General features: G+C 62.8%; 20 protein-coding genes and 1 pseudogene. 6 read left to right on the plus strand and 15 right to left on the minus strand.

Going from position 1 to position 19,443, the window contains the following annotated elements:
• Nucleotides 1-65: 65 nt before the first annotated feature.
• From ACCD03_RS17805 to ACCD03_RS17815, 3 genes and pseudogenes are all read right to left on the minus strand, one after another.
• Entirely contained in the window at nucleotides 66-572 is a 507-nt protein-coding gene (locus ACCD03_RS17805) for a hypothetical protein (RefSeq protein ID WP_413412426.1), read from the minus strand.
• A gap of 8 nt (nucleotides 573-580) precedes the next feature.
• Nucleotides 581-1,234, minus strand: coding sequence for a nitroreductase family protein (locus ACCD03_RS17810; protein WP_413412427.1), 654 nt, complete (start codon nucleotides 1,232-1,234; stop codon nucleotides 581-583).
• Nucleotides 1,235-1,377: 143 nt separating this feature from the next.
• Nucleotides 1,378-1,605: pseudogene (locus ACCD03_RS17815) on the minus strand (alcohol dehydrogenase catalytic domain-containing protein); the annotation flags it as partial.
• Nucleotides 1,606-1,791: 186 nt separating this feature from the next.
• On the opposite strand from ACCD03_RS17815, the gene ACCD03_RS17820 reads away from it, so the two are divergent.
• From ACCD03_RS17820 to ACCD03_RS17840, 5 genes are all read left to right on the plus strand, one after another.
• Nucleotides 1,792-3,282: a bifunctional aminoglycoside phosphotransferase/ATP-binding protein gene (locus ACCD03_RS17820; protein ID WP_413412428.1), complete on the plus strand. Its 1,491-nt coding sequence runs from the start codon at nucleotides 1,792-1,794 to the stop codon at nucleotides 3,280-3,282.
• A gap of 185 nt (nucleotides 3,283-3,467) precedes the next feature.
• Entirely contained in the window at nucleotides 3,468-3,956 is a 489-nt protein-coding gene (locus ACCD03_RS17825) for a hypothetical protein (protein ID WP_325652765.1), read from the plus strand.
• 23 nt (nucleotides 3,957-3,979) lie between these two features.
• Nucleotides 3,980-4,444 carry a cyclic nucleotide-binding/CBS domain-containing protein gene (locus ACCD03_RS17830; protein WP_232039443.1) on the plus strand — a complete coding sequence of 155 codons (465 nt, stop codon included), beginning with the start codon at nucleotides 3,980-3,982 and terminating at the stop codon, nucleotides 4,442-4,444.
• 35 nt (nucleotides 4,445-4,479) lie between these two features.
• Nucleotides 4,480-5,163, plus strand: a complete 684-nt coding sequence (locus ACCD03_RS17835; protein WP_325652762.1) for an alpha/beta hydrolase — start codon at nucleotides 4,480-4,482, stop codon at nucleotides 5,161-5,163.
• A 4-nt stretch (nucleotides 5,164-5,167) separates the two neighbouring features.
• Complete coding sequence (locus ACCD03_RS17840; RefSeq protein WP_325652760.1) at nucleotides 5,168-5,818, plus strand: phosphoribosyltransferase; 651 nt, start codon at nucleotides 5,168-5,170, stop codon at nucleotides 5,816-5,818.
• A gap of 10 nt (nucleotides 5,819-5,828) precedes the next feature.
• Here ACCD03_RS17840 and mgtA read toward each other — a convergent pair whose 3' ends face one another.
• From mgtA to ACCD03_RS17875, 7 genes are all read right to left on the minus strand, one after another.
• Nucleotides 5,829-8,435 (minus strand): magnesium-translocating P-type ATPase, encoded by a 2,607-nt coding sequence (mgtA, locus tag ACCD03_RS17845; protein ID WP_325652758.1) that lies wholly within the window; start codon nucleotides 8,433-8,435, stop codon nucleotides 5,829-5,831.
• Nucleotides 8,436-8,508: 73 nt separating this feature from the next.
• Entirely contained in the window at nucleotides 8,509-9,996 is a 1,488-nt protein-coding gene (locus ACCD03_RS17850) for an efflux transporter outer membrane subunit (protein WP_413412429.1), read from the minus strand.
• Nucleotides 9,993-11,078 (minus strand): HlyD family secretion protein, encoded by a 1,086-nt coding sequence (locus tag ACCD03_RS17855; RefSeq protein ID WP_413412430.1) that lies wholly within the window; start codon nucleotides 11,076-11,078, stop codon nucleotides 9,993-9,995. The genes ACCD03_RS17850 and ACCD03_RS17855 overlap by 4 nt, the downstream gene beginning before the upstream one ends.
• Nucleotides 11,075-11,773 carry an ABC transporter ATP-binding protein gene (locus ACCD03_RS17860; RefSeq protein ID WP_413412431.1) on the minus strand — a complete coding sequence of 233 codons (699 nt, stop codon included), beginning with the start codon at nucleotides 11,771-11,773 and terminating at the stop codon, nucleotides 11,075-11,077. Before ACCD03_RS17860 ends, ACCD03_RS17855 begins: the two co-directional genes overlap by 4 nt.
• A gap of 2 nt (nucleotides 11,774-11,775) precedes the next feature.
• Entirely contained in the window at nucleotides 11,776-12,912 is a 1,137-nt protein-coding gene (locus tag ACCD03_RS17865) for an ABC transporter permease (protein WP_045203937.1), read from the minus strand.
• A gap of 145 nt (nucleotides 12,913-13,057) precedes the next feature.
• Entirely contained in the window at nucleotides 13,058-13,705 is a 648-nt protein-coding gene (locus ACCD03_RS17870; protein ID WP_413412432.1) for a response regulator, read from the minus strand.
• Nucleotides 13,702-15,090: a PAS domain-containing sensor histidine kinase gene (locus ACCD03_RS17875; protein ID WP_413412464.1), complete on the minus strand. Its 1,389-nt coding sequence runs from the start codon at nucleotides 15,088-15,090 to the stop codon at nucleotides 13,702-13,704. Before ACCD03_RS17875 ends, ACCD03_RS17870 begins: the two co-directional genes overlap by 4 nt.
• A 254-nt stretch (nucleotides 15,091-15,344) precedes the next feature.
• On the opposite strand from ACCD03_RS17875, the gene ACCD03_RS17880 reads away from it, so the two are divergent.
• Nucleotides 15,345-16,145 (plus strand): helix-turn-helix domain-containing protein, encoded by an 801-nt coding sequence (locus ACCD03_RS17880; protein WP_413412433.1) that lies wholly within the window; start codon nucleotides 15,345-15,347, stop codon nucleotides 16,143-16,145.
• A gap of 85 nt (nucleotides 16,146-16,230) precedes the next feature.
• Here the strand turns inward: ACCD03_RS17880 and ACCD03_RS17885 are convergent, their stop codons facing one another.
• Genes ACCD03_RS17885 through ACCD03_RS17905 form a run of 5 tightly spaced genes read right to left on the minus strand, consistent with a single transcriptional unit; the run spans nucleotide 16,231 to nucleotide 19,420 of the window.
• Nucleotides 16,231-16,878 (minus strand): BON domain-containing protein, encoded by a 648-nt coding sequence (locus ACCD03_RS17885; RefSeq protein WP_045203941.1) that lies wholly within the window; start codon nucleotides 16,876-16,878, stop codon nucleotides 16,231-16,233.
• A gap of 30 nt (nucleotides 16,879-16,908) precedes the next feature.
• The gene (locus ACCD03_RS17890; protein WP_413412434.1) at nucleotides 16,909-17,271 is read right to left on the minus strand and encodes a TraR/DksA family transcriptional regulator; all 363 of its coding nucleotides are present in this window, start codon (nucleotides 17,269-17,271) and stop codon (nucleotides 16,909-16,911) included.
• A 46-nt stretch (nucleotides 17,272-17,317) separates the two neighbouring features.
• Nucleotides 17,318-17,848 carry a flavodoxin family protein gene (locus tag ACCD03_RS17895; RefSeq protein ID WP_413412435.1) on the minus strand — a complete coding sequence of 177 codons (531 nt, stop codon included), beginning with the start codon at nucleotides 17,846-17,848 and terminating at the stop codon, nucleotides 17,318-17,320.
• A gap of 45 nt (nucleotides 17,849-17,893) precedes the next feature.
• Nucleotides 17,894-18,547 carry a BON domain-containing protein gene (locus ACCD03_RS17900; RefSeq protein WP_413412436.1) on the minus strand — a complete coding sequence of 218 codons (654 nt, stop codon included), beginning with the start codon at nucleotides 18,545-18,547 and terminating at the stop codon, nucleotides 17,894-17,896.
• 33 nt (nucleotides 18,548-18,580) lie between these two features.
• Nucleotides 18,581-19,420, minus strand: a complete 840-nt coding sequence (locus ACCD03_RS17905) for a universal stress protein (protein ID WP_413412437.1) — start codon at nucleotides 19,418-19,420, stop codon at nucleotides 18,581-18,583.
• Nucleotides 19,421-19,443 lie beyond the last annotated feature (23 nt).

The following is a 19,443-nucleotide window of genomic DNA, read 5'->3' on the forward strand; positions in this document are numbered from 1 at the left end:
CAATACAGCGCATTGCGCCCATCCCCCCGGTGATGAGCGCAATGCGCTGTATTGTCATGACGGCCTCATCGCGTCGTCGGACGTACGCCAGCGCGGGGGCAATCGCGCTTGCACAGTAGCCACCGGTCTGTTTCCGGTTCGGTACGCAACCGCACAACGGCGTCGACCGGCTTCGAACCTGCCCGAACGCTGAGGGTCTGCATCACACCCCGATACGCGGCCGTTATCTGATAGCGCCCGCGAGGCAATCGCATATACAACAGCGGCCCCTCCGTGCGCACGCGCAAACGGAGCTTGCCGTGATCATCGGCAACCGAAACATCCACATCCGACAATGCCTCGCCGGTTCTGGCCGACACCACGTTCAGCCGCACGTTGAAACGGCTTGCCATCGCGTGCATGGTGTCGCGCTCGTCGCTCCCCACGCCACCTGAAACATAGGCGATCTCGTTCTGGACGCGGACCTCAGGCGCCGCCGCCGCATCCGGTCCGACCGCACCAGCGTGAGCGCTGGCGGCCAAAACAAACGCGGCGAGAATGCCGCGTGGCAAAAAACGACCTGCTTGGTTCATCTCATACCTCATTGCTCAGCGGCTGGGTGGCCGACCGTCTGTGCCAGCACCGGAACTTCGTCTTCATTGAGTGACAAGGCTTCTGCCAGCAGACGCTGATTGAGCCAGCCACGCACCACACAACCCAGCCCGGCCACGGCACAGTAAAGCGACACATTCTGTGAGATCGCTCCTGCCGCTACGCCGGCAAATGTTTCGCGCACGGCTTCTGGCATCTGGTCTGCGCGACCATGGTTGACCACGTACACCAGATCCAGCGGCGCCTTGCCGACAAAATCCTGGTATCCAGTCAGGTTGCGCGCGTCCACGGCGTGCTTGAGTCGCAAACGGTGGGCCACAGGCTCGTATTCGTAGACGCCCTCTGGCAGCGCGACGTAGATGTCGATCTCGTTCAGGCCATGCGCTGAGGGTGCCGTGCGCCCGCCTGTTTCCGGCCGGTTGATGCCGTTCGCCGCCCATAGCAATTCGCTCAGTTGCTGCGGCGACAGCGGCGTGGGCGCGAACTCCCGCACGCTCTTCCGCTGAGCAAGCGCTGCAGTCAACGTGTTGCCGCCCTCCAATAGCGGCGGTGCCAGCGCAATGGTGGCCGGCGCCGCATGGGACGTTGGCTGCGGCAGTAGATGTTGCACAGGGTCATAAGACAGGAGCTTCGCCTCGCTCATGGCGTCCACCTCACAAAACTAAGAGTTCATCGCATATGTCTCGCCGCCTAGGCGGAGATGATCACCTTGAGCGCCTGGGTCTTCGCGGCATTGCGGAAGGGGTCGTAGGCGGCGAGGATGTCGTCGAGCCTGAACCGGTGCGTAAGTGAGGTGACGGCCGCGCCGACGGACTCCACCACGCCCACACCTTGGTGGCCCAGCGTGCACCCCGGCTCGCAGTTCGGGACGTCGCCCTTGATGATGTGCAGATCGGTGCCACAGATGGTCGTTAACCTGACGAGCGCCACTGCGTCGCCAGGCGCCAGCAATGCCGGTTTTGGCTTGTCGGTCAGGGTGATCTTGCCAGGCCCTTCGTAGACGAGTGCTTTCATCGGAATCACCAGGAAGACGATGACTCCATGCTAGGAAATCGACCCGTGGAGACGTTGATCTACGTCAGGGCGCACGGCAGCAACCGCGCGATATTGACCTTCTCTATCCGGAGGTGAAGCCCGCGTATGGCCGAACAAGCCACCACCATTCCATGCACGCAGCCACCAGAAGCGTTGGTGACTCGCATGCTCGAGCCAGCATCGTATCCACACCCTGCTGCGGATCTGCAGATGATCGAAACCCATCTGTCGTGGGTCTTCCTGGCTGGAGAGTTTGCGTACAAGGTGCGCAAGCCGATCAAGCTGGACTTTGTCGATTTTTCGACGCTCCGTGCGCGGCAAATCGATTGCGAGGAGGAATGCCGGCTCAACCGCCGCCTCGCCCCTGCGCTATACCTTGGCGTGGTGCCCATTTCGCACGATCCGGCCACAGGCCGCATCTGCGTCAGTGGGCAAGGCACGCCTTGTGAGTACGCGGTCTGCATGCGCCGCTTTGCCCAGCAAGACTTGCTCAGTGCAATGGCGCATGATGGACGACTCCGCGCGGGGGAGATCGACGCGCTAGCTGACCTGATCGCAGACTTCCACGCAACCGCGCCTGTCTGCGCATCAGGCTCAGACGATGGAACACCCGCAAGCATTCGACGCACGCTTGAGGATTGCGCAGCGGGGGTGATTGCCCTCAGCACGGAATCCCAGATTGCGGCGGCCACGGTAGCGCTGCTTCGTCAGCACGCAAGTCGCCTGGAAGCGACATTCGCGTCACGGCGACGCAGCCGCCACGTCCGCGAATGCCATGGCGACCTTCACCTGGGCAACATCGTGTCGATGAATGGCCAGCCGACGCCGTTCGACTGCCTGGAATTCTCCCAATCGCTCCGGCGGATCGACACCATGTACGACACCGCCTTTCTGTTCATGGACTTGCTCGCAACGGGTCTGCATGGGATGGCGTATCGGATGATCAACCGTTATCTCGAACGATGTGGCGACTACGGCGGGTTGGCAGTCCTGCCTTTCTACGCATCAATGCGTGCGCTCGTGCGTGCCCGCGTGCTTCTGGAGCGCGCCCATCAGTTGGACGCAACCCCCGATCTGGCTGCCAGGCCACGCGCCGAGGCACGCTGCATGCTCGACCTGTCTCGGGAGCTGCTCTGTCGAAACGACGCCTGCATCCTTCTCATGCATGGCCTTTCGGGCAGTGGAAAATCCACCCGCGCCGCACAGCTTGCCGAAGCAGAAAGGATGATTCGCGTGCGCTCCGACGTCGAACGCCAGCGCGTCGCGCATCCAGCCGCCGTCGATCGCTACCTGCCACGCGCAATCGAACGTACCTATCGGCGCCTTGCCGCCGTCTGCAAGCTGGGGATCAGCGCCGGTTTTCCGATGATTGCGGATGCCACGTTCCTGGCCGAGCGGCAGCGCCGACGTTTCTTCTCGTTGGCGAGCCGATTGGGGGTGGGCCTGGCCATCGCGGACTGCGTTGCCGACGTCGACACGCTGCGCATGCGCATCCGCAATCGCATGCGCGCCGGGGCCGACGCATCGAAAGCGGACCTGCACGTGCTGGACGCCCAGATCGCCACACAGCAGCCGCTCAACGTGGAAGAGCGGGCGCATGTGATCCCTGTCGGGATATCCAACGTGGTGCCCTACATCAGAGGCACAGAGCGGTGATTCCGTTTGGGCAGGCTCAGGCAACCAAGTACCTTGAGATCAAGCACCGTTGCGATGGTGCTTCGCGCGCGGCCGCCAATTTGCGCCATATCAACGCACACAACTGCAAAGTGCCTACGCTGCATATGGATACCTCATTCGGCGGCCCCCCTCACCTGCCCGCCAAGACCCCACCGGAGATCACAATGCAACAACCTGCTGATATGGCATGCAACCTGGCCTGTACCGTCATGCGCGAGATGAGCCGCACCGCCAGCTTCATGCTTGAGGCGCAGATCGATCTGGCCCGTTTCCGCCTCAAGCTGGCTGAGGCTGCGCTGGAAGATGTGCGTGAACTGGAACACGAACTGAGCGGCACGCATGACTGGGCATCGCTGGCCACTGCGCAAGGCATCTTCATGAAGATGCAATCGAGCCACGGGGCTAACGCCCTGAAGACCTGGTCCGAGTTCACGAACAAGCTGCAGGCCGCCTATCTGCGTCGATTGACGGAGTGGACCCAGCAGATGCAGCAACCCGAAGGGCAGACCTCTTCCTCGCAGTTGTTTGCTGCGTCCTCCGATTCGCTGAAGGCCTTCTTTGACAGCTTCAACCTCATGGCCCCGCCCGACTCCGAGGTGAAGAAGAACGGACTGGCACGCTCCACATCGGCTAGAGCTGAAAAGGCCGCCTGATCGACAACACCGAGGAGCCCATCATGCGAGTTCAGGACGTCTATTCACACAATGCAGTACACATTCCGCTTTCCTGCACGCTTCAGGAAGCGGCACAGCAGATGCGCCAGAAGCATGTCGGTGCGCTTGTCGTGACGGAGAACACTCCTTCCGGACCGCGTGCGATCGGCGTTGTCACGGATCGCGACATCGTGCTTGATGCGGTTGCGGTTGGGGTGAGCCCCTCCCAGACCTGTGTGGCCGATGTCATGAGCCGGGGCATTTCCAACGTACCGCTCGAGGCAAGTCTGAGCGACGCGTTGCAGGAAATGCTCTCATGCGGCGTCCGGCGTGTTGGTGTGACCTCTGACGGTGCGCTGGTCGGCGTGCTGTCTCTGGACGATGTGCTCGGCGCAATGGCCACCGAGTGGAGCCTTATCGCCCGGCTCGTTCATAACGAGCGTGAGCGCGAGACGACCGGTAGCGTCCAGCCGCCGCTGAGCGTGTAATCCGGCTGCCACCCCATTTCAGGAAGACCTCTCCCATGAATCCCGAGCCGCTTTCTCTCAGCATGGACATTGTGGCGGACGACGCAATGCTGGAAGGCACGTTGGACTGCCCCGGCAATGCAACCGGCCTGGTGATCTTTGCGCATGGCAGCGGGAGTTCACGGCTCAGCCCGCGCAACCGGTATGTCGCGGATCAGCTCCATGCCGCCGGCCTGGGCACGCTGCTGTTTGATCTGTTGAGCGCCGACGAGGCGTCACATGCGTCGTGCCGGTTCGATATCGAGCTTCTTGCACGGCGCCTGCAGACAGCCACACGCGCGGTCGGCAGCATCGCCCGCGAACGCAAGTTGCGCCTCGGCTACTTCGGCGCCAGTACGGGCGCCGCAGCCGCAATCCTGGCGGCGGCCGACGCTGATGACGCTTGCCCGATCGAAGCGGTCGTCAGCCGCGGCGGCCGCCCGGATCTTGCCGGTCAACGTGCACTTAGCAAACTCGCCTGCCCGACCCTGCTGATCGTTGGCGCGGCCGATTTGGACGTGCTCGATCTCAACCGGCAGGCCCTGAGCCAAATGCACTGTGAAAAAGCCCTGGAGACGGTACCCCACGCAACGCACCTTTTTGAAGAGGAAGGCACGCTCGAACAGGTGGCCGAGCTGGCGCGGGCTTGGTTTACCCGCCACCTGAGTGCAACCTCACAACCTCACCGACACGCGGGGTAGCCCCATGCGATTCAAAGATCGATTGGATGCAGCGCGCATGCTCGCGCAGGCACTCGAGAAGTACAGGGACATGCACCCGCTGGTGTTGGCCATCCCAAGGGGCGCGGTTCCAATGGGCGCCCTCATCGCGCACGCACTCGGCGGTCAGCTTGATGTGGTGCTGGTTCGCAAGCTCGGCGCACCGTTCAACCCTGAACTGGCTGTCGGCTCTATTGAAGAAGGCGGCTGGACTTACTTCGCACCCTATGCGAGCCGCATTGGCGCAGACACCACATACCTGGAACAGGAAAGCGCCGAACAGATGGACGTCATCCGTCGGCGCCGCGCGCTCTATACCCCGAATCGTGGCCCGTATGACGTAGAAGGACGCGTCGTGATCGTCGTCGACGATGGGCTGGCAACCGGAGCTTCCATGAAGGCGGCACTCCACGCCATACGGCAGCGCCATCCGCAACGCCTTATCTGTGCCGTTCCCGTGGCGGCGCCTGACAGCCTGGACGAAATCCGACCGCTGGCCGATGAGGTCGTCTGCCTCTACGCGCCGCAGGGCTTCCGCGCGGTCGGCTTGTATTACGCCGATTTTCCTCAGGTGGAAGACGCCGAAGTGCGCGCTGCGTTGGGCGTGGCCCCGCAAACGGAGCGCCGGGCTGGCTGACACGCCTGGCTCAATCCAAGCCGTATCTGCGCACGTACCAGGCTTTCATCACGTAGGCGCACAAGCCGTAGACCAGGACGATTGCTGCCAGGCAGGGCCAGTAGGCTGCCGGCAGCGGCGCAAAGCCGAACAGTGCCCCGACCGATGTCAACGGCATGGCGATACCGACGCAGGCAATGGCAATGCTGGTCAGCACCAGCGCGGTGCTCGCCCGGCTTTGCACGAACGGCACCTTGGCCGTGCGGATGATATGGATGATGAGCGTCTGCGTCAGCAGCGATTCAACGAACCACCCGGACTGGAACAGCGCCGGATTCGCCCACGCGTGAAAGACGCCGAGCAGCAGCGCATAGGTCGCGAAATCAAACAGCGAGCTGACAGGCCCCATGTACAGCATGAACTTCAAGATACTGCCGATCTCCCACCGTCTTGGTTTGACGAGGTAGTCCTCATCCACGTTGTCGGTCGGGATGGCGGTTTGCGAAAAGTCGTAGAGCAGGTTGTTGAGCAGCACCTGCACCGGTGCCATTGGCAGGAAGGGCAGAAACAGGCTGGCGCCCAGCACGCTGAACATGTTTCCGAAGTTCGAGCTGGCGCCCATCTTGATGTACTTGACGATGTTGCCGAACACCTTGCGCCCTTCCGTCACGCCCTCCCCAAGAACGGCCAAGCTTTTCTCCAGCAGGATGATGTCGGCGGACTCCTTGGCAATATCGACCGCGCTATCCACGGAGATGCCGACATCCGCGGCCTTGAGCGCCGGCCCATCGTTAATGCCGTCACCCATGAAGCCCACAACGTGGCCCCTGCGGTGCAGTGCCTCGACAATGGCTGCCTTTTGCGCCGGCGACACCTTGGCGAACACCGACGCGCGCTCGGCTACCTCGGCCATCTGGTCAGGTGACATGGCGGCCAGCTCGGCGCCGAGCACCACCGGCTCCACGGCCAGCCCGACCTCGCGACAAATCTTGCGCGCAACAATGCCGTTGTCTCCGGTCAGGATCTTGACCGCCACGCCGCGGGCCTTCAATGCGGCAATGGCGGGTGCGGCCGTATCACGTGGCGGGTCGAGAAAGGCGATGTACCCCAGCAACGTCAATCCTGACTCGTCCGCCACGGCGTACTGGCTTTGCTCGGGCGGCATCTCCTTGTACGCAACCGCCACGACACGAAAGCCGTCGGCGTTGAGGTTCTCCGCCAGTTGCCGCGTATCTTGGAGGTGGCTTGCCTCCAGCGGGCCAGCCTCGTCACCGCTTACGTAGCGCGCACTGACGGCCAGCACTTCTTCCACCGCACCCTTGCAGATCAGCACGTGCGTGCCGTCGTCCTGCGCCAGCACTACCGACATGCGCCGACGTTCGAAGTCAAACGGCAGCTCATCGATCTTTTGGAACCGCGCATGCACATCCAGGCGCTGCTCGAGCTCCACGTGCTTGAGCACGGCCACGTCCAGCAGGTTCTTCAGGCCCGACTGATAGAAGCTGTTAAGAAACGCGTACTCCAGCACTTGGTCGGATTCTTCGCCGCGCAAATCCAGGTGGTGCTTGAGGATGATGCGATCTTGCGTGAGCGTGCCGGTCTTGTCGGTGCACAGCACATCCATTGCACCAAAGTTCTGGATGGCGTTGAGCCGCTTGACGATGACCTTCTTGCGCGACATGGCAATGGCGCCCTTGGCCAGATTCACCGTGACGATCATCGGCAGCATCTCGGGCGTCAAGCCCACGGCTACAGCCACCGCAAACAACAGCGCCTCGAACCAGTTGCCCTTGGTCAATCCATTGATGAGAAAGACCGTGGGCGCCATCACCAGAATCAGCGTCAGCATCAGCCAAGTGAACCGGGTAATGCCGCGATCAAAGCTGGTCTGCACGCGCTGCCCGGCAATGAGGTTGGCCACATGACCAAAGGCGGTGCGGTGCCCAGTGGTCAAGACAACGCCCGTGGCGTAGCCGCTCACCATGGCGCTGCCCATGAAGCACAGATTGGGCCGGTCGAAATCTGCCGCGAAATGGCTGTCGGAGGGCTCCGCATGCTTTTCCTGCGGCATGGCTTCGCCAGTCAGGGCCGACTGGTTGACGAACACATCCTTCGCACTGAGCAGCCGCAAGTCGGCCGGCACCATGTCGCCGGCGGAAAGCTGAACGATATCGCCTGGCACCAGTTGTTCGATCGGGATTTCCTGGCACGCTTCCGCGCCATCGGAACCGATGCGCCGTACCGTTGCCGTTGTATGCACCATGCGCCGCAGTGCCTCTGCCGCCCGGTTCGAGCGATGCTCCTGCAGAAAGCCCAGCACAACGCTCAGCACCACCATGAACGCAATCAGCACGGCCGCCCGTACATCGCCCAACACCGCCGAGACGCCCGCCAGCGAGATCAGCAGCAGATTCAGCGGATTGACCGAGCGGCGCGCCAACTCAATCAGCACAGCCTCTTGATGGCCGTTGGCCACGCGGTTGAGGCCGTTTTCACGCAGGCGCTGTGCGGCGGCCTGCTCCGTCAGGCCGTGCGTCTGGCTCTGGAGGCGCTCCAGCACGTCTTGCGAGACAAGCGCCGACCACATTGAGAGATCGTCGGCGGGCGAGTGCGGAAACGGCACGGACGTGATGTGCATAGGAAATTGCGAGCAAACCGCATGGATGTGCAAACCATTAGAGCGCAGGGCGCGCGTCCGGCCTTGACGCAACTCAACGGCCGTCGTTGCCTGGGCGGCTGTCGTGCGTGCCCGCCACCGGCGGTTCAATGCCGGCGCCACGCCAGCCGCCGCCCAGGGCAAGGAACAGCGCCACGGTGTCTTGCAGCCGCTGTGCACGCACCTGCAGCGTGCCGAGCACGGCTTGCTGATATTGCAGGTCAGCACTGAGCACCTGCAGATAGCCGGCAACACCGGCACGGTAGTCTGCGTTGATCTCTTCCAGTGCGGCATTTGCCGCCGCCTGCGCGCGCAACTGTGCGTCAAGCTGCGCTGCATCGTGTTCCAGTGCACGCAGCACATCGGCCACTTGTTCGAACGAAGAGAGCACCACCTGCCGATAACCAGCATCGGCTGCCTGCAATGCCTGCCGGGATGCGGAGCGGCGGAAATACAGGGTGCCGCCTTCAAACAGCGGGGCCACAAGGCTTGCCCCCACGCTCCAGGCGCCGGCTTTTGCACCAAACAGATCGGCGCTACGGCCGCTCATCCGGGCGTAGTCTGCGCTCAGGGTCAGGCTTGGCAGCATCGCCGCCATTGCTACCCCCACCTCGGCGCTGGCTTGGTGCAGGCGCGCCTGTGCGGCCAGAACGTCGGGCCGCTGGCGCACCAGCTCAGAGGGCACCAGCCTGGGCAGGTCCGCCGGCAGTTGCAGCCCGTTGAGCGCAACGTCTACGGCGTCTGCCTCGGAAGGAAATCGGCCGGCCAACACCGCTTGCAGATGCGCAGCTTGGTCACGCTTCTGCTCCAGCGGAGGCAGCGATGCCTCCAACGACGCCAATTGCGCGGCAAGGCTCAACTCGCTGGCATGCGCCATGACGCCAGCTTCGACCTGCGCGTGTGCAATCTCCACCTGCTCGCGCACCACGGCAATCAGGCTGCGCGTGGTGTCGATCTGCGCCTGATAGGCGGCATGGGCGATCACGGCGTTCACAAGATTGCCGGTCAGCGCGAGGTATGCCGCGGCCACCGCGTACCTTTGCCCCTCTGCTTGCGCCGCCAGTGATTCCACCGCACGCCGATTGCCGCCAAAGATATCGACCGCGTAGCTGATGGATGCCCCCAGCGTCCACAGCGTAAAAAGGCTTGGCGCCCCAGCCTGCCCGAGCCTGGCGGGCAGCGCCGCCTGACGTGACACATCGGCTGAGCCAGCCACCTGCGGGTAGAACACGCCCGCGCCAGCTCGCAACAGGTCTTGCGCGGCGCGCAGGTTGGCTTCTGCCTGCTGCAGGCTCGGGTTGGCCGTAATGGCCGCTTCCATGGCCAGATCAAGCGCGGGACTGCCGAGGGCACGCCACCAGTCTGCCGGCACTGTTTCCGCCGTGAAGCGCTGCACCACGCCGTCTGCGGCGGCCGCCTGCGCAGGATCGCCGTCACGAAGATAGCGATCGACGCCCGGTGCCGGAGGTATGTGGAAATCCGGCCCGACGGCGCAGCCCCAGACCGCCACCGCTGCGGCTATCGCCCCCGCTGCCGCTTTCACGACGCCCCCTGCAGATAGACGTCGACCAGTTGGCCGGGATAAACGGCCAGCTTATCAGGCTGCTTGAAACGGAAAAGCAACGGCAGCACGCGCACATCCACACGTTCGGAGCGCTGGTCGGACAACTGCACCTTGGGCGACACATACGGCTGCACGCGCACGAATTCCAGCGGCACGCTGATATCGGTGCCGCGCACAAACATGCGTGCCTGCACCTGGCCGGGCGGAAGGCGGTGCACCAGGATCTCGTCCACATACACACGGACAGCCAGCTTGTTCTGGCCGGTACTCATGGTGACGAGTGGCACGTTGGCCCGTGTGTAGGTGTCATAGGTGCCCTGCGGCGATACATAGCTGCCCATCGCAGTGTTCACCGACATGACAACACCGTCCACAGGTGCCCGCACGGCGTATTTTTCGAGCAATGCCGCCGCTGCTGCCGCGCCCTTCTGCAAGGCATCGCGCTGCTTCTGCAGCGTACGGATGTCGTAGCTCCAGGCGCCGGCGCGCGTCAGGTCGTATTGGCGCTGGGCGACTGCAAGATTGCCGTGTGCCACCCGTACCGCGTTGGCGGCGTTGTCCATGGCATCACGGCTGACTGCCTTGGGATTGAGCCGGGCGGCCGCTTCAAGCTTGTCCAACTGATCCTGCACGGTGCGCAGGCCGGCATCTGCCGCGCTCACCTGTGCACGCGTGACCTCCAGCGCTTCCTTGCGCGGCTGGGCCAGTAGCGCGTTCAACTGGGCGTCGACGGCATCCGCTTGCGACTGCTGTTGTGCCGTCAAAGCACGCTGCACGGAATCCTCGATCTGGATCAGCACATCACCGCGCTTGACCGCCTGCCCTTCCTGCACGGCGATACGCGCGACGGTGCCCGACACTTCGGCATACAGGTTCAGGTTTGCGCCGCTGGGCTGGTCGCTTTCGACAATGCCGTTGGCGTAGATGCCCGTCGCGTAAGGATTGGCCGCGGGCTGGAAGACAGGCGGCAGCGGCGGCTTCTGCCGTGCGTAATAGATGGCGGCCCCCACCCCAGCCAGCGCACCGATCACAGAGAGCACAAACAACCATCGGATCTTCATCGCATCTCTCCGTGTTCAATGCGGCTCAGCTTGCCGTCTTCCATATCGAGGATGCGGCTTGCCATGTCGAGGATGCGCGCGTCGTGCGTCACGATCACGATGCAGCGGTGCGCGTTCAATATTTCCGTCTTCACGAACTGCATGATGGCGCGGCCGGTGTCGCCATCCAGCGATGCGGTGGGTTCATCCAGGATCAGGATGTCGGGCTGCGTGACGATGGCACGTGCAATGGCCACGCGCTGCTGTTCACCGCCGCTGAGCTTGACCGGAGGCAACTGCGCACGGTTCTTCAACCCGACCACATCGAGGTAGTGCATGGCTTGCTCGAGCGCTGTGTCCCACGGCACATGTCGCAGGATCAGCGGGATGGCGACGTTCTCGACCGTGGTGAGGCGCGGGAACAGGTGGTAGTCCTGGAAAACGAAGCCGATCCTGCTCAGACGGAAATCGGCCAGTGCGTCGGCACCCAGGCCCCAGATATCGACTCCGTCCACCACGGCCCGCCCGCCATCTGGGCGCAGGATGCCCGAGATCACGCTCAGCAGCGTCGTCTTGCCGCTGCCCGAAGGCCCGACGATGAACAGCATCTCGTTGAATTGGGCCTCGAAACTGACCTGCTTGAGCGCGCAGGTACGCGCCTCGCCTTCGCCAAACCATTTATCGAGGGCCTGAGCGGCAATGGCAACGTTGGCCACGATCAACCCCGGAAGATGTCGAAGGGTTCGATGCGAAGTACCTTGCGTACCCCGATGTAGCCCGATATGCCGGCAATCACAACCACCATGGCCAGCGCCAGCATCAGATTGGTGAACGTGATCATGGCCGCATAGTCCGGAATGCGAAGACGCACCAGCGCGATCGACGCGGCACATAGGCCGATGCCCAGCCCGTAGCCAACCAGCGCCACGAACGTAGCCTGGAAGACAATCATCGTGACCAGCTCGCGCCCCTTGGCCCCAATGGCCTTGAGTGCGCCAAAGCGTTCCAGGTTTTCCAGGATGAAGGTGTAGAACGTCTGCCCCGATATCGACAACCCCACCACGAAGCTGATCACCGTCATCAGCAGGATGTTGGTTCCAAGCCCTGTCTGGTAGGTATAGAAGTGCGAGATGCGGCCGATGAACTCTTCCTTGGTCAGGGCGCGATAGCCGAGCCGGTCTACCGCGCGTTCAATTGCAGCAATGTCGGCGTCGGACTTGGGCTCGATCAGGATGTACGACATCGTGTAGCGCGTGCCGGGCAGATACTGCACAGCGCGGCGGTACGTTGTGTACAGGGTGGGCACGCCAAACAATCCGCTGGTCGCCACCTCGCCAATGCCGACGATCACCCCTCGATGGTCATTGACTTCGAACTCCGTGCCGATATGTGGGTTTTCCAGCTTCCCGAACTCGGCGTCCTGGATGACGATGAAGGCGTTGTCGCCGTACAGGTCCTGGATGCGGCCGCTGAGCATGTGCGGGCGGCCGAACAGGCTGGTGTCGTCAATGCCGACGACGGTCACGGGCTGATAGGTTCCGCTCTTCAGGCGCACAAGTGCGCCGCCTGAATACAGTGGAACGGCAAATTTCACCCCGTGAATGCTGCGCACCGCATCAAGAACGTAATCCGGCATGCCGATCGAATTGGCCACAGTGTTGACGGCCGGGTCCATCACCCACATCCGCGCGCCGATGTTGTACACGGCAGACGAAGACCGATTGAGCACGCCCGCAAACAGCGACGTCATCTCGATCATCAGAAACACCGCAAACGTAATACCCACCAGCAAGCCGCTCAGCTTGGCCTTGTCATTGACCAGCAGCTTGTAGGCGAGTTTGAGAATGGCTTGCACATGGCCCCCTTGGCCATGCACGGCAGACAGGGGTGCGCCCCGGGGTGATATCGACCGGCCGATGCATGTGCATCAACGATAGCGATTCGGGGGCTGCGGCCTTTGATGTGTCGCAAGGCCGTGGCGAGTCCTGCGGCCGAGTGCGCTACAGCGTATCGTCGTCGGAAAACAAGCGATGACGTATCGCGTACCGCACAAGGGCGGCTTCGCTTGAGAGCTGCAGCTTGTCCATCAACCGCATCTTGTAGGTGCTGATGGTCTTGGCACTCACGCACAGGCTGGTGGCGATTTCGGTCAAGGGCTCACCCCGCACCAGCCGGCGATAGACCTCCATCTCACGATCGGACAGGCGTGTGTGGGCCGCCTCCTCACTGGGCTCGCCCAGGCTGTGGGCAAGTTTTTCCGCCATGGGCGGACTGACATACGTGCCGCCGGTCGCCACCTTCTGCAGCGCAGTGACCAATTCGGTCGCAGCGCTCTCCTTGGTCAGGTAGCCGGCCGCCCCCGCACGAAAGGCACGCGCCACGTACTGCTCTTCTGCGTGCATGGTCAGCACCAGCACGCGCACCCTGGGGTGGTCGTCGTGCAACTGGCGGAGCAGCTCCAGGCCGGTGCGCCCCGGCATCGAAAGATCCAGCACGATTACCTGCGGTTGATGGTCGCGCACCAGTTGCAGGACCTGCGTACCGTCGGAGGCTTCGCATGCGACTTCAAAATCCCCTGCTCGCTCCAGGATATGACGCACACCATCGCGCATCACGGCATGATCGTCGGCGATCATCACGCGAATCATGTCCGTGCCTCCTCGGTGGCTTTGTGAACGGCGGGAAAGCTTACGCTCAAGCGAAAGCCGCCGCCAGGCGCGTGTGTGATCGTCGCCTGCCCGCCCAGTAACCGGGCCCGTTCGCGAATGCCAAGCAACCCCAGCGGCTTGCGTTCACCCACCGCCGGGGGTGCCCCGCTCCAGCCATGCCCATTGTCTTGAATGGACAACTCCAGCACGTCGTCGTGCTGCGAGAACTCGATCTCAACACGCGTGGCATCGGCATGGCGCACGACATTGTTGAGCGCCTCCTGCACGATCCGAAAGACCGAGATGGCAGCGCGCTCGTTCATTGCCAGCTCTTGAGCATGCACAGTTACGACCAGGCCAAAGCGTTGACGAAAATTCTTGGCCATCCATTCGATGGAGGGCACGAGCCCCAGCTCGTCGAGCAACGGCGGCCGAAGATCCGCAGAAATCTGCCGCACGGCAACAATTGTCTCGTCGATCACGTGTTGCATCGCCTGGGTCTGGTCGATCAACACCTTGTCGCTCCGTGCTGCCTGCAGATCGGCCGCCAGCAGCGAAATGTCCATCTTGAGCGCGCTCAGGCGTTGACCCAGATCGTCGTGCAGCTCATGGGCGATACGGTGCCGTTCCTCCTCGCGCGTGGCCAGAATGCTGTCCGACAGATGCTGCAGTTCTTCCTGGGAGCGCCGCAGTGCCGCTTCTGCGCGGACGCGCTCCGTGGTGTCGCGCAGCATCACCGTGAACAGCTTGCCCCCGTTCACCTCGATCTGTGAAATCGACGCTTCGATCGGGAATTCCCGCCCGTCGGTATGCAAGGCAAACAGCGGGCGCTGCTTACCCATCTGACGCTCCGATACGCCCGTCACCCCGAAGCGCCGTACGTGTGCTTCGTGCGCGCCGCGAAACCGCTCGGGAATCAAGTCCGACAGCGGGCGACCAATGGCCTGGCGAGCGGAGCAACCGAACAGTGTCTCGGCCATCGGATTGAACAACACGATGCGCTGGGCATCATCGACGGAAATGATGGCTTCCATGGACGAGCGGATGATGCCGGCCAGCCGGGCTTCGCTCTTCTCAAGGTACGTCAGATCCCGTGCGACGGCGGCTCGCAACTTCTGCAGCCGCAGCCAGTAGAACACCAGCGCGATGACGGCAAAAATACTTGCCGAGGCTAGCAAAATAAACGGTGCATCCCCGGCCTGGAGCGCAAAAGCCAGCCGGGCAACCGACGCGGCCAGCAGCAAAATGGCCAGTACCCCCACCACAAGTTCGGCCGAAGTGGATTGCAACTGCAGCAGCCGCCTGTGCATTGCCTTCGAGGATTGAGTGTCTTGCTCCGCCACCGGACACCACCAAAAGGTCGGGATGCAATCAACATAGCCCATTCCCAAGGCTGGAGATACTAGCCGTGTGAAGGAGACGCCCCCCCGGAAAACCCTGCCGCCGTTGTCAGGGAATCCTGACAACGGCATGGCGCATCCCGACGGCCAACTCAGCGCTGCCTGATTTCGCGCAAACGCGGCGCCTCCGATACTGAGCGTACGGACACCGGACCTTGATGGAACGCAGTGACCGGATACCCACCGCCTCGCCGAGGATGTGTGGCTCAAAGACCACAAGCGCCTCCCGGAGCCATCCCATGATTCCGCGCACCATAGAGTCCCCTGCCCCCATTGAAACCCGCCATCCCGCTGCGCTTCCCCAACTCCGGCTCGTGCGCGACGCCACGCAGGCCCGGCAGACTACGCCACTGATCCCGAACAGCCAGTGCGCAAATTGCATGATGCACTGGGCCTGCATCGCAAGCGCTGTGCCCTCCACACAACGCGAACAGCTGGACCAGATGGTGCACACGTGGCGCAAGATCGCCAAGGGCGAAGCACTCTTCCGTGCGGGTGACAACTTCCACGCCCTGTATGCCATCCGATCGGGATCGTTCAAAACCGTGGTATCGCACCCCAACGGCGCAAGTCACGTCACCGGATTCCAACTGTCGGGCGAAACGCTTGGGCTCGACGGCATTGCCGCCGATCGCCACACCTGCGATGCGATTGCCCTGGAAGACAGCACGGTCTGCTCCATGCCTTTCCATTGCATTGAGGACTTGTGCCAGGACATCCGCCCCCTGCAACATCGTCTTCACCAATTGATGGCCGAAGAGATCGTGCGCGAGTCAGGGCTCATGCTGCTGCTCGCCGGGCTGAGTGCGGAAGCACGCGTTGCCACCTTCCTGCTGAACCTCTCCACGCGCATGCAGGACCGCGGGTACTCCGCTTCGAGCTTCACGCTGCGCATGACGCGTGAAGAAATCGGCAGCTACCTCGGCATGCAGCTTGAGACCGTCAGCCGTGCGCTGTCGAGGTTCCAACGCGAAGGCTGGATCGTCGTGAGCGGCAAGAACATCGAGCTGACCGACAAGGCAGCACTGACGGAGCTTTGATCGGTTTGCCTGCTCTCCCCCAAAAAACGCTGCCCCGGTTTATCTGCTGGGCAGCGTTTTTTTCTTTCTTGCATGACTTCCGACCTTACGGGGCGATCTGGAGATGATCGATGACTTCGGTCACGCCAGGTGCGGACCATGCCGCGCCCTTGGCAGCGCGCCGCTCCGCAGCGGAACCGATGTGGCCGCTGAGCGTCACCGTCCCGCCTTGAACGGAGACGCGAATGTGATCGGCCTCGCGTGCGGCATGCCGCTTGAGCGCCGCGCCGATCTGCTCGGCAACATTGGCTGGCACCACACGCGCTTTGATCCGCAACCGATTGATCAGACCTGCTACACCGCGCAACGATCCGACCGCATGCGCCGCCTGTTCGCTCTGGTATGGCCAGTCGACCTCCCCCGAGAGCGTTACCCAGCCGTTTTCGACCAGCACCTCGATGCGATTGGACGGCAGGCTGACCTGCCATTCCAGCGCGTCACGGGCTGCTTGAGCAACGTCCGCGTCTGTGTGTGCACCGGGCAGGCGAACTTCGATTTTCTGCACGACACCGCGCACGCCACCCACGCGCTCGGCCGCGTGCTCGGCTGCAAGCTTCTCCATGTAGCTGCGCACGTGGCCGGTCAGTGTCACCACGCCGTTCTCCACTTCCACACCAATGGCGGCGGCATCCACCGCAGGTTCCCAAAGCAGTTCGTCGTTGACGTCCTGCTTGATGCCCAGATCGCTTTTCATACCTCGCTCCTGCTAGATAGAGTCGCCTGGCTATGCCCAGTGGCGTTCGCGCGCCGTTTGGCAAGACAGACAGCGCATGGCTGTCGGCTGGGCTTGCAGGCGTAAAAACGGAATCGTTTCGCCACAATCGACGCAGATGCCGTAGCTGTGCTGCTGCATACGCTCGCGCGCAGCATTCAGTTGCTCCAGCTCGTTTCGGTAACGGGCGAGCATGACGTCGTTTGTTTGGTCCCCCGCCTCTTCATCGGCAAGATCCGCGTTCTCGAACGGCGCTTCACGCGGCATCGGCACAACAGATGCGCCCAACGCCGATAGTTGGCGTTGCACGCGGGCTTCCTGTTCGTCAAGCAAGCTCCTCAGCCGTTTCCATTGCGCCTCGGTAAAGCCGGTCATGCCCAGTCTCCTTCTGTTGATTCAGCGCCGCGCTGTGTGTTCGGTTTCATGCTTCGGTTGGCGACAGCCAGGCTGGGCGCTGCCTCGATTGCTCCCACCGGCCAGCGGTCTTCACCTGATCGATAAAGCCCGCGATCTCCTCCTGCGACAACCCGCTGAGCACGTCGCGCTGGAACAACGCCAGCACCGGCGCCGGAATGGTGGCCGTGATCCGCATGATTTCTTCCACAGCCCGGAATGCCCCGCGCGCCGCCATCACACAAATCACAGACAAGTGCGTGGACGCCGGCAATTGGTCGGCCAGGAAGTCCCGCATGGGCGAAGCCAGATGGCCCATCCAGATGGGCGCGATCACGATGACGTGTTCGACTTCACCAAGCGGCGGACCTTCATAGCGATACTTGGCGCGCGCATGGAATACCGTTTCGATGACGCAGCGCGCATCGCCCAGGAAGCCGGCGCGCGGGTGCTCATCCGTCACCTCGGCAAGCTGCCATCCGCTCTGCGCAGCCATCTGCTCGGCAACCTGGCGTGCCGTTCCGGTGCGCGAGTAGTACACGATCAGCTTCTTTTCCATCTCGGACTCCAAGGTTTTCGACAGCAGTGGAACGGGCAATTGCCTCTAGGAAACAACCCACATCTGATCGACAACGGCGCGCACGCCCGGAGCATCCCATGCGGCTTCGCGGGCCGCACGGCACTCGTTGAGGTTGCGCAGCGGCCCATACAAAGTCACCGTCCCGTCGGCCACTGAAACACTGAGGCGCGAGGCGTCGACCACAGCCAGGCGTTGCAGCGCCCTCGCAATGCGATCACTCAGATCTGCCGGGCCGACGGCGGGGCGCAATGTCAGCGCATTGGCCACGGACTTCACGCCGTGGACTCTGCGCACCGTGTCCAGCGCCGCGCGGCGCTGGAAGTCCTGGTCGACTTCACCGCGCAGGGTCACGGCCCCGTTTTCAACAGTGATCTGGACAACATTCGGCGGGACCGATGCATTCCAATGCAATGCATTGCTGATCGCCTGCGCAATCTCGTCATCCGGGCGCTCCATATCTGGCGGCATCCGTACGTCCACATGGACGACAAGCGCGGTCACGCCGGCAACGCGGCGGATCGCCTCCTGCGCGGCATGCTTGTCGGCAAACGTGTCGACGCCGCCAGAGAGCGTGACGACACCGTCCTTGGCCTGCACCGCAAAGCGGCTGGCGTCCACCGCCGGATCCCATTGCAGCTCCTCTTCGACATCGTGCTTGAGCTGGATATCGTTCTTCATGGTGATCTTCTCAGGTGCAATTGAGGTCGAGGCTCAGTGCGACATCAGCACCGGTACGGTCATCGTCTTGAGCAGGGTGCGTGTCACGCCGCCCAGCACGAGTTCACGCAGGCGGCTGTGCCCGTAGGCGCCCATCACGATCAGATCGGCATTGAAGTCGGCCGCTCGCGAGAGCAGCAGTTCACCCACGGCGGTGTCGGAATCTGCGCAGTCGGCCTCTTCCACAGTGGTGTGGATGCCGCGCGCGTTGAGCGCACGCGCGACCTGACCGACCGTGGTTTCTTCAGCCCAGTGCTTGGGCTGCGTGCTCGTGATCTGCAACACGTGCACCGTTGCGCCCGTCATCATTGGCAGGGCATCGTGAAGAGCACGAGCCGATTCGCGGCCGCCGCTCCAGGCTACGAGCACACGCTTGGGCAATGCCGTGAAGTTGCCCGCGTACGGCACAACCAGCACCGGGCGGCCCGACTCCAGGATCAGGGTTTCCACAAAGTCGCCAGCGATAAATTCATCCGGGTCATCATGGTTGCGTTGTCCGACGACAAGAAGATCGGTCTCCCGCGCTTCGCGCAGCACGAGTGCCACGGGGTCGCCTTCCACTGCTCGCCACTCCGTTTCCACCGTAAGCTTCTCCGTCGCCTGGCGAAAGCGCGCGTGCACGGCATCCCGCACGTTGTCGCGTCGGATACGGTCTTCTTCCAGATAGCGTGCAGCGTTTTCCATCATGTAGAACCAGCTGAGGCTTGGCGCAAAGCTCGCATAGATGCCGACGAGTTTGGCGCCGTGCGCCTGTGCGTACTGGGCCGCGAGGTTGAGGCGGTGCACGGCGCGTTCGCTGCGGTCCAGATGCACCATCACACTGGCGTAGCTCATGGTCAGATCCCGATGTCGTTTCA

It is taken from the genome of Ralstonia sp. Ralssp135, from assembly GCF_047304345.1.
Taxonomy (GTDB): Bacteria; Pseudomonadota; Gammaproteobacteria; order Burkholderiales; family Burkholderiaceae; genus Ralstonia; species Ralstonia chuxiongensis.

What these genes read in the sequence shown, in the direction of transcription:
- ACCD03_RS17805 (WP_413412426.1), bottom strand. Translation starts at nt 572, where the DNA reads ATGAACCAAGCAGGTCGTTTTTTGCCACGCGGCATTCTCGCCGCGTTT.
- ACCD03_RS17810 (WP_413412427.1), bottom strand. Translation starts at nt 1,234, where the DNA reads ATGAGCGAGGCGAAGCTCCTGTCTTATGACCCTGTGCAACATCTACTG.
- ACCD03_RS17820 (WP_413412428.1), top strand. Translation starts at nt 1,792, where the DNA reads ATGCTCGAGCCAGCATCGTATCCACACCCTGCTGCGGATCTGCAGATG.
- ACCD03_RS17825 (WP_325652765.1), top strand. Translation starts at nt 3,468, where the DNA reads ATGCAACAACCTGCTGATATGGCATGCAACCTGGCCTGTACCGTCATG.
- ACCD03_RS17830 (WP_232039443.1), top strand. Translation starts at nt 3,980, where the DNA reads ATGCGAGTTCAGGACGTCTATTCACACAATGCAGTACACATTCCGCTT.
- ACCD03_RS17835 (WP_325652762.1), top strand. Translation starts at nt 4,480, where the DNA reads ATGAATCCCGAGCCGCTTTCTCTCAGCATGGACATTGTGGCGGACGAC.
- ACCD03_RS17840 (WP_325652760.1), top strand. Translation starts at nt 5,168, where the DNA reads ATGCGATTCAAAGATCGATTGGATGCAGCGCGCATGCTCGCGCAGGCA.
- mgtA (WP_325652758.1), bottom strand. Translation starts at nt 8,435, where the DNA reads ATGCACATCACGTCCGTGCCGTTTCCGCACTCGCCCGCCGACGATCTC.
- ACCD03_RS17855 (WP_413412430.1), bottom strand. Translation starts at nt 11,078, where the DNA reads ATGAAGATCCGATGGTTGTTTGTGCTCTCTGTGATCGGTGCGCTGGCT.
- ACCD03_RS17870 (WP_413412432.1), bottom strand. Translation starts at nt 13,705, where the DNA reads ATGATTCGCGTGATGATCGCCGACGATCATGCCGTGATGCGCGATGGT.
- ACCD03_RS17875 (WP_413412464.1), bottom strand. Translation starts at nt 15,090, where the DNA reads ATGGGCTATGTTGATTGCATCCCGACCTTTTGGTGGTGTCCGGTGGCG.
- ACCD03_RS17880 (WP_413412433.1), top strand. Translation starts at nt 15,345, where the DNA reads ATGATTCCGCGCACCATAGAGTCCCCTGCCCCCATTGAAACCCGCCAT.
- ACCD03_RS17885 (WP_045203941.1), bottom strand. Translation starts at nt 16,878, where the DNA reads ATGAAAAGCGATCTGGGCATCAAGCAGGACGTCAACGACGAACTGCTT.
- ACCD03_RS17890 (WP_413412434.1), bottom strand. Translation starts at nt 17,271, where the DNA reads ATGACCGGCTTTACCGAGGCGCAATGGAAACGGCTGAGGAGCTTGCTT.
- ACCD03_RS17895 (WP_413412435.1), bottom strand. Translation starts at nt 17,848, where the DNA reads ATGGAAAAGAAGCTGATCGTGTACTACTCGCGCACCGGAACGGCACGC.
- ACCD03_RS17900 (WP_413412436.1), bottom strand. Translation starts at nt 18,547, where the DNA reads ATGAAGAACGATATCCAGCTCAAGCACGATGTCGAAGAGGAGCTGCAA.
- ACCD03_RS17905 (WP_413412437.1), bottom strand. Translation starts at nt 19,420, where the DNA reads ATGAGCTACGCCAGTGTGATGGTGCATCTGGACCGCAGCGAACGCGCC.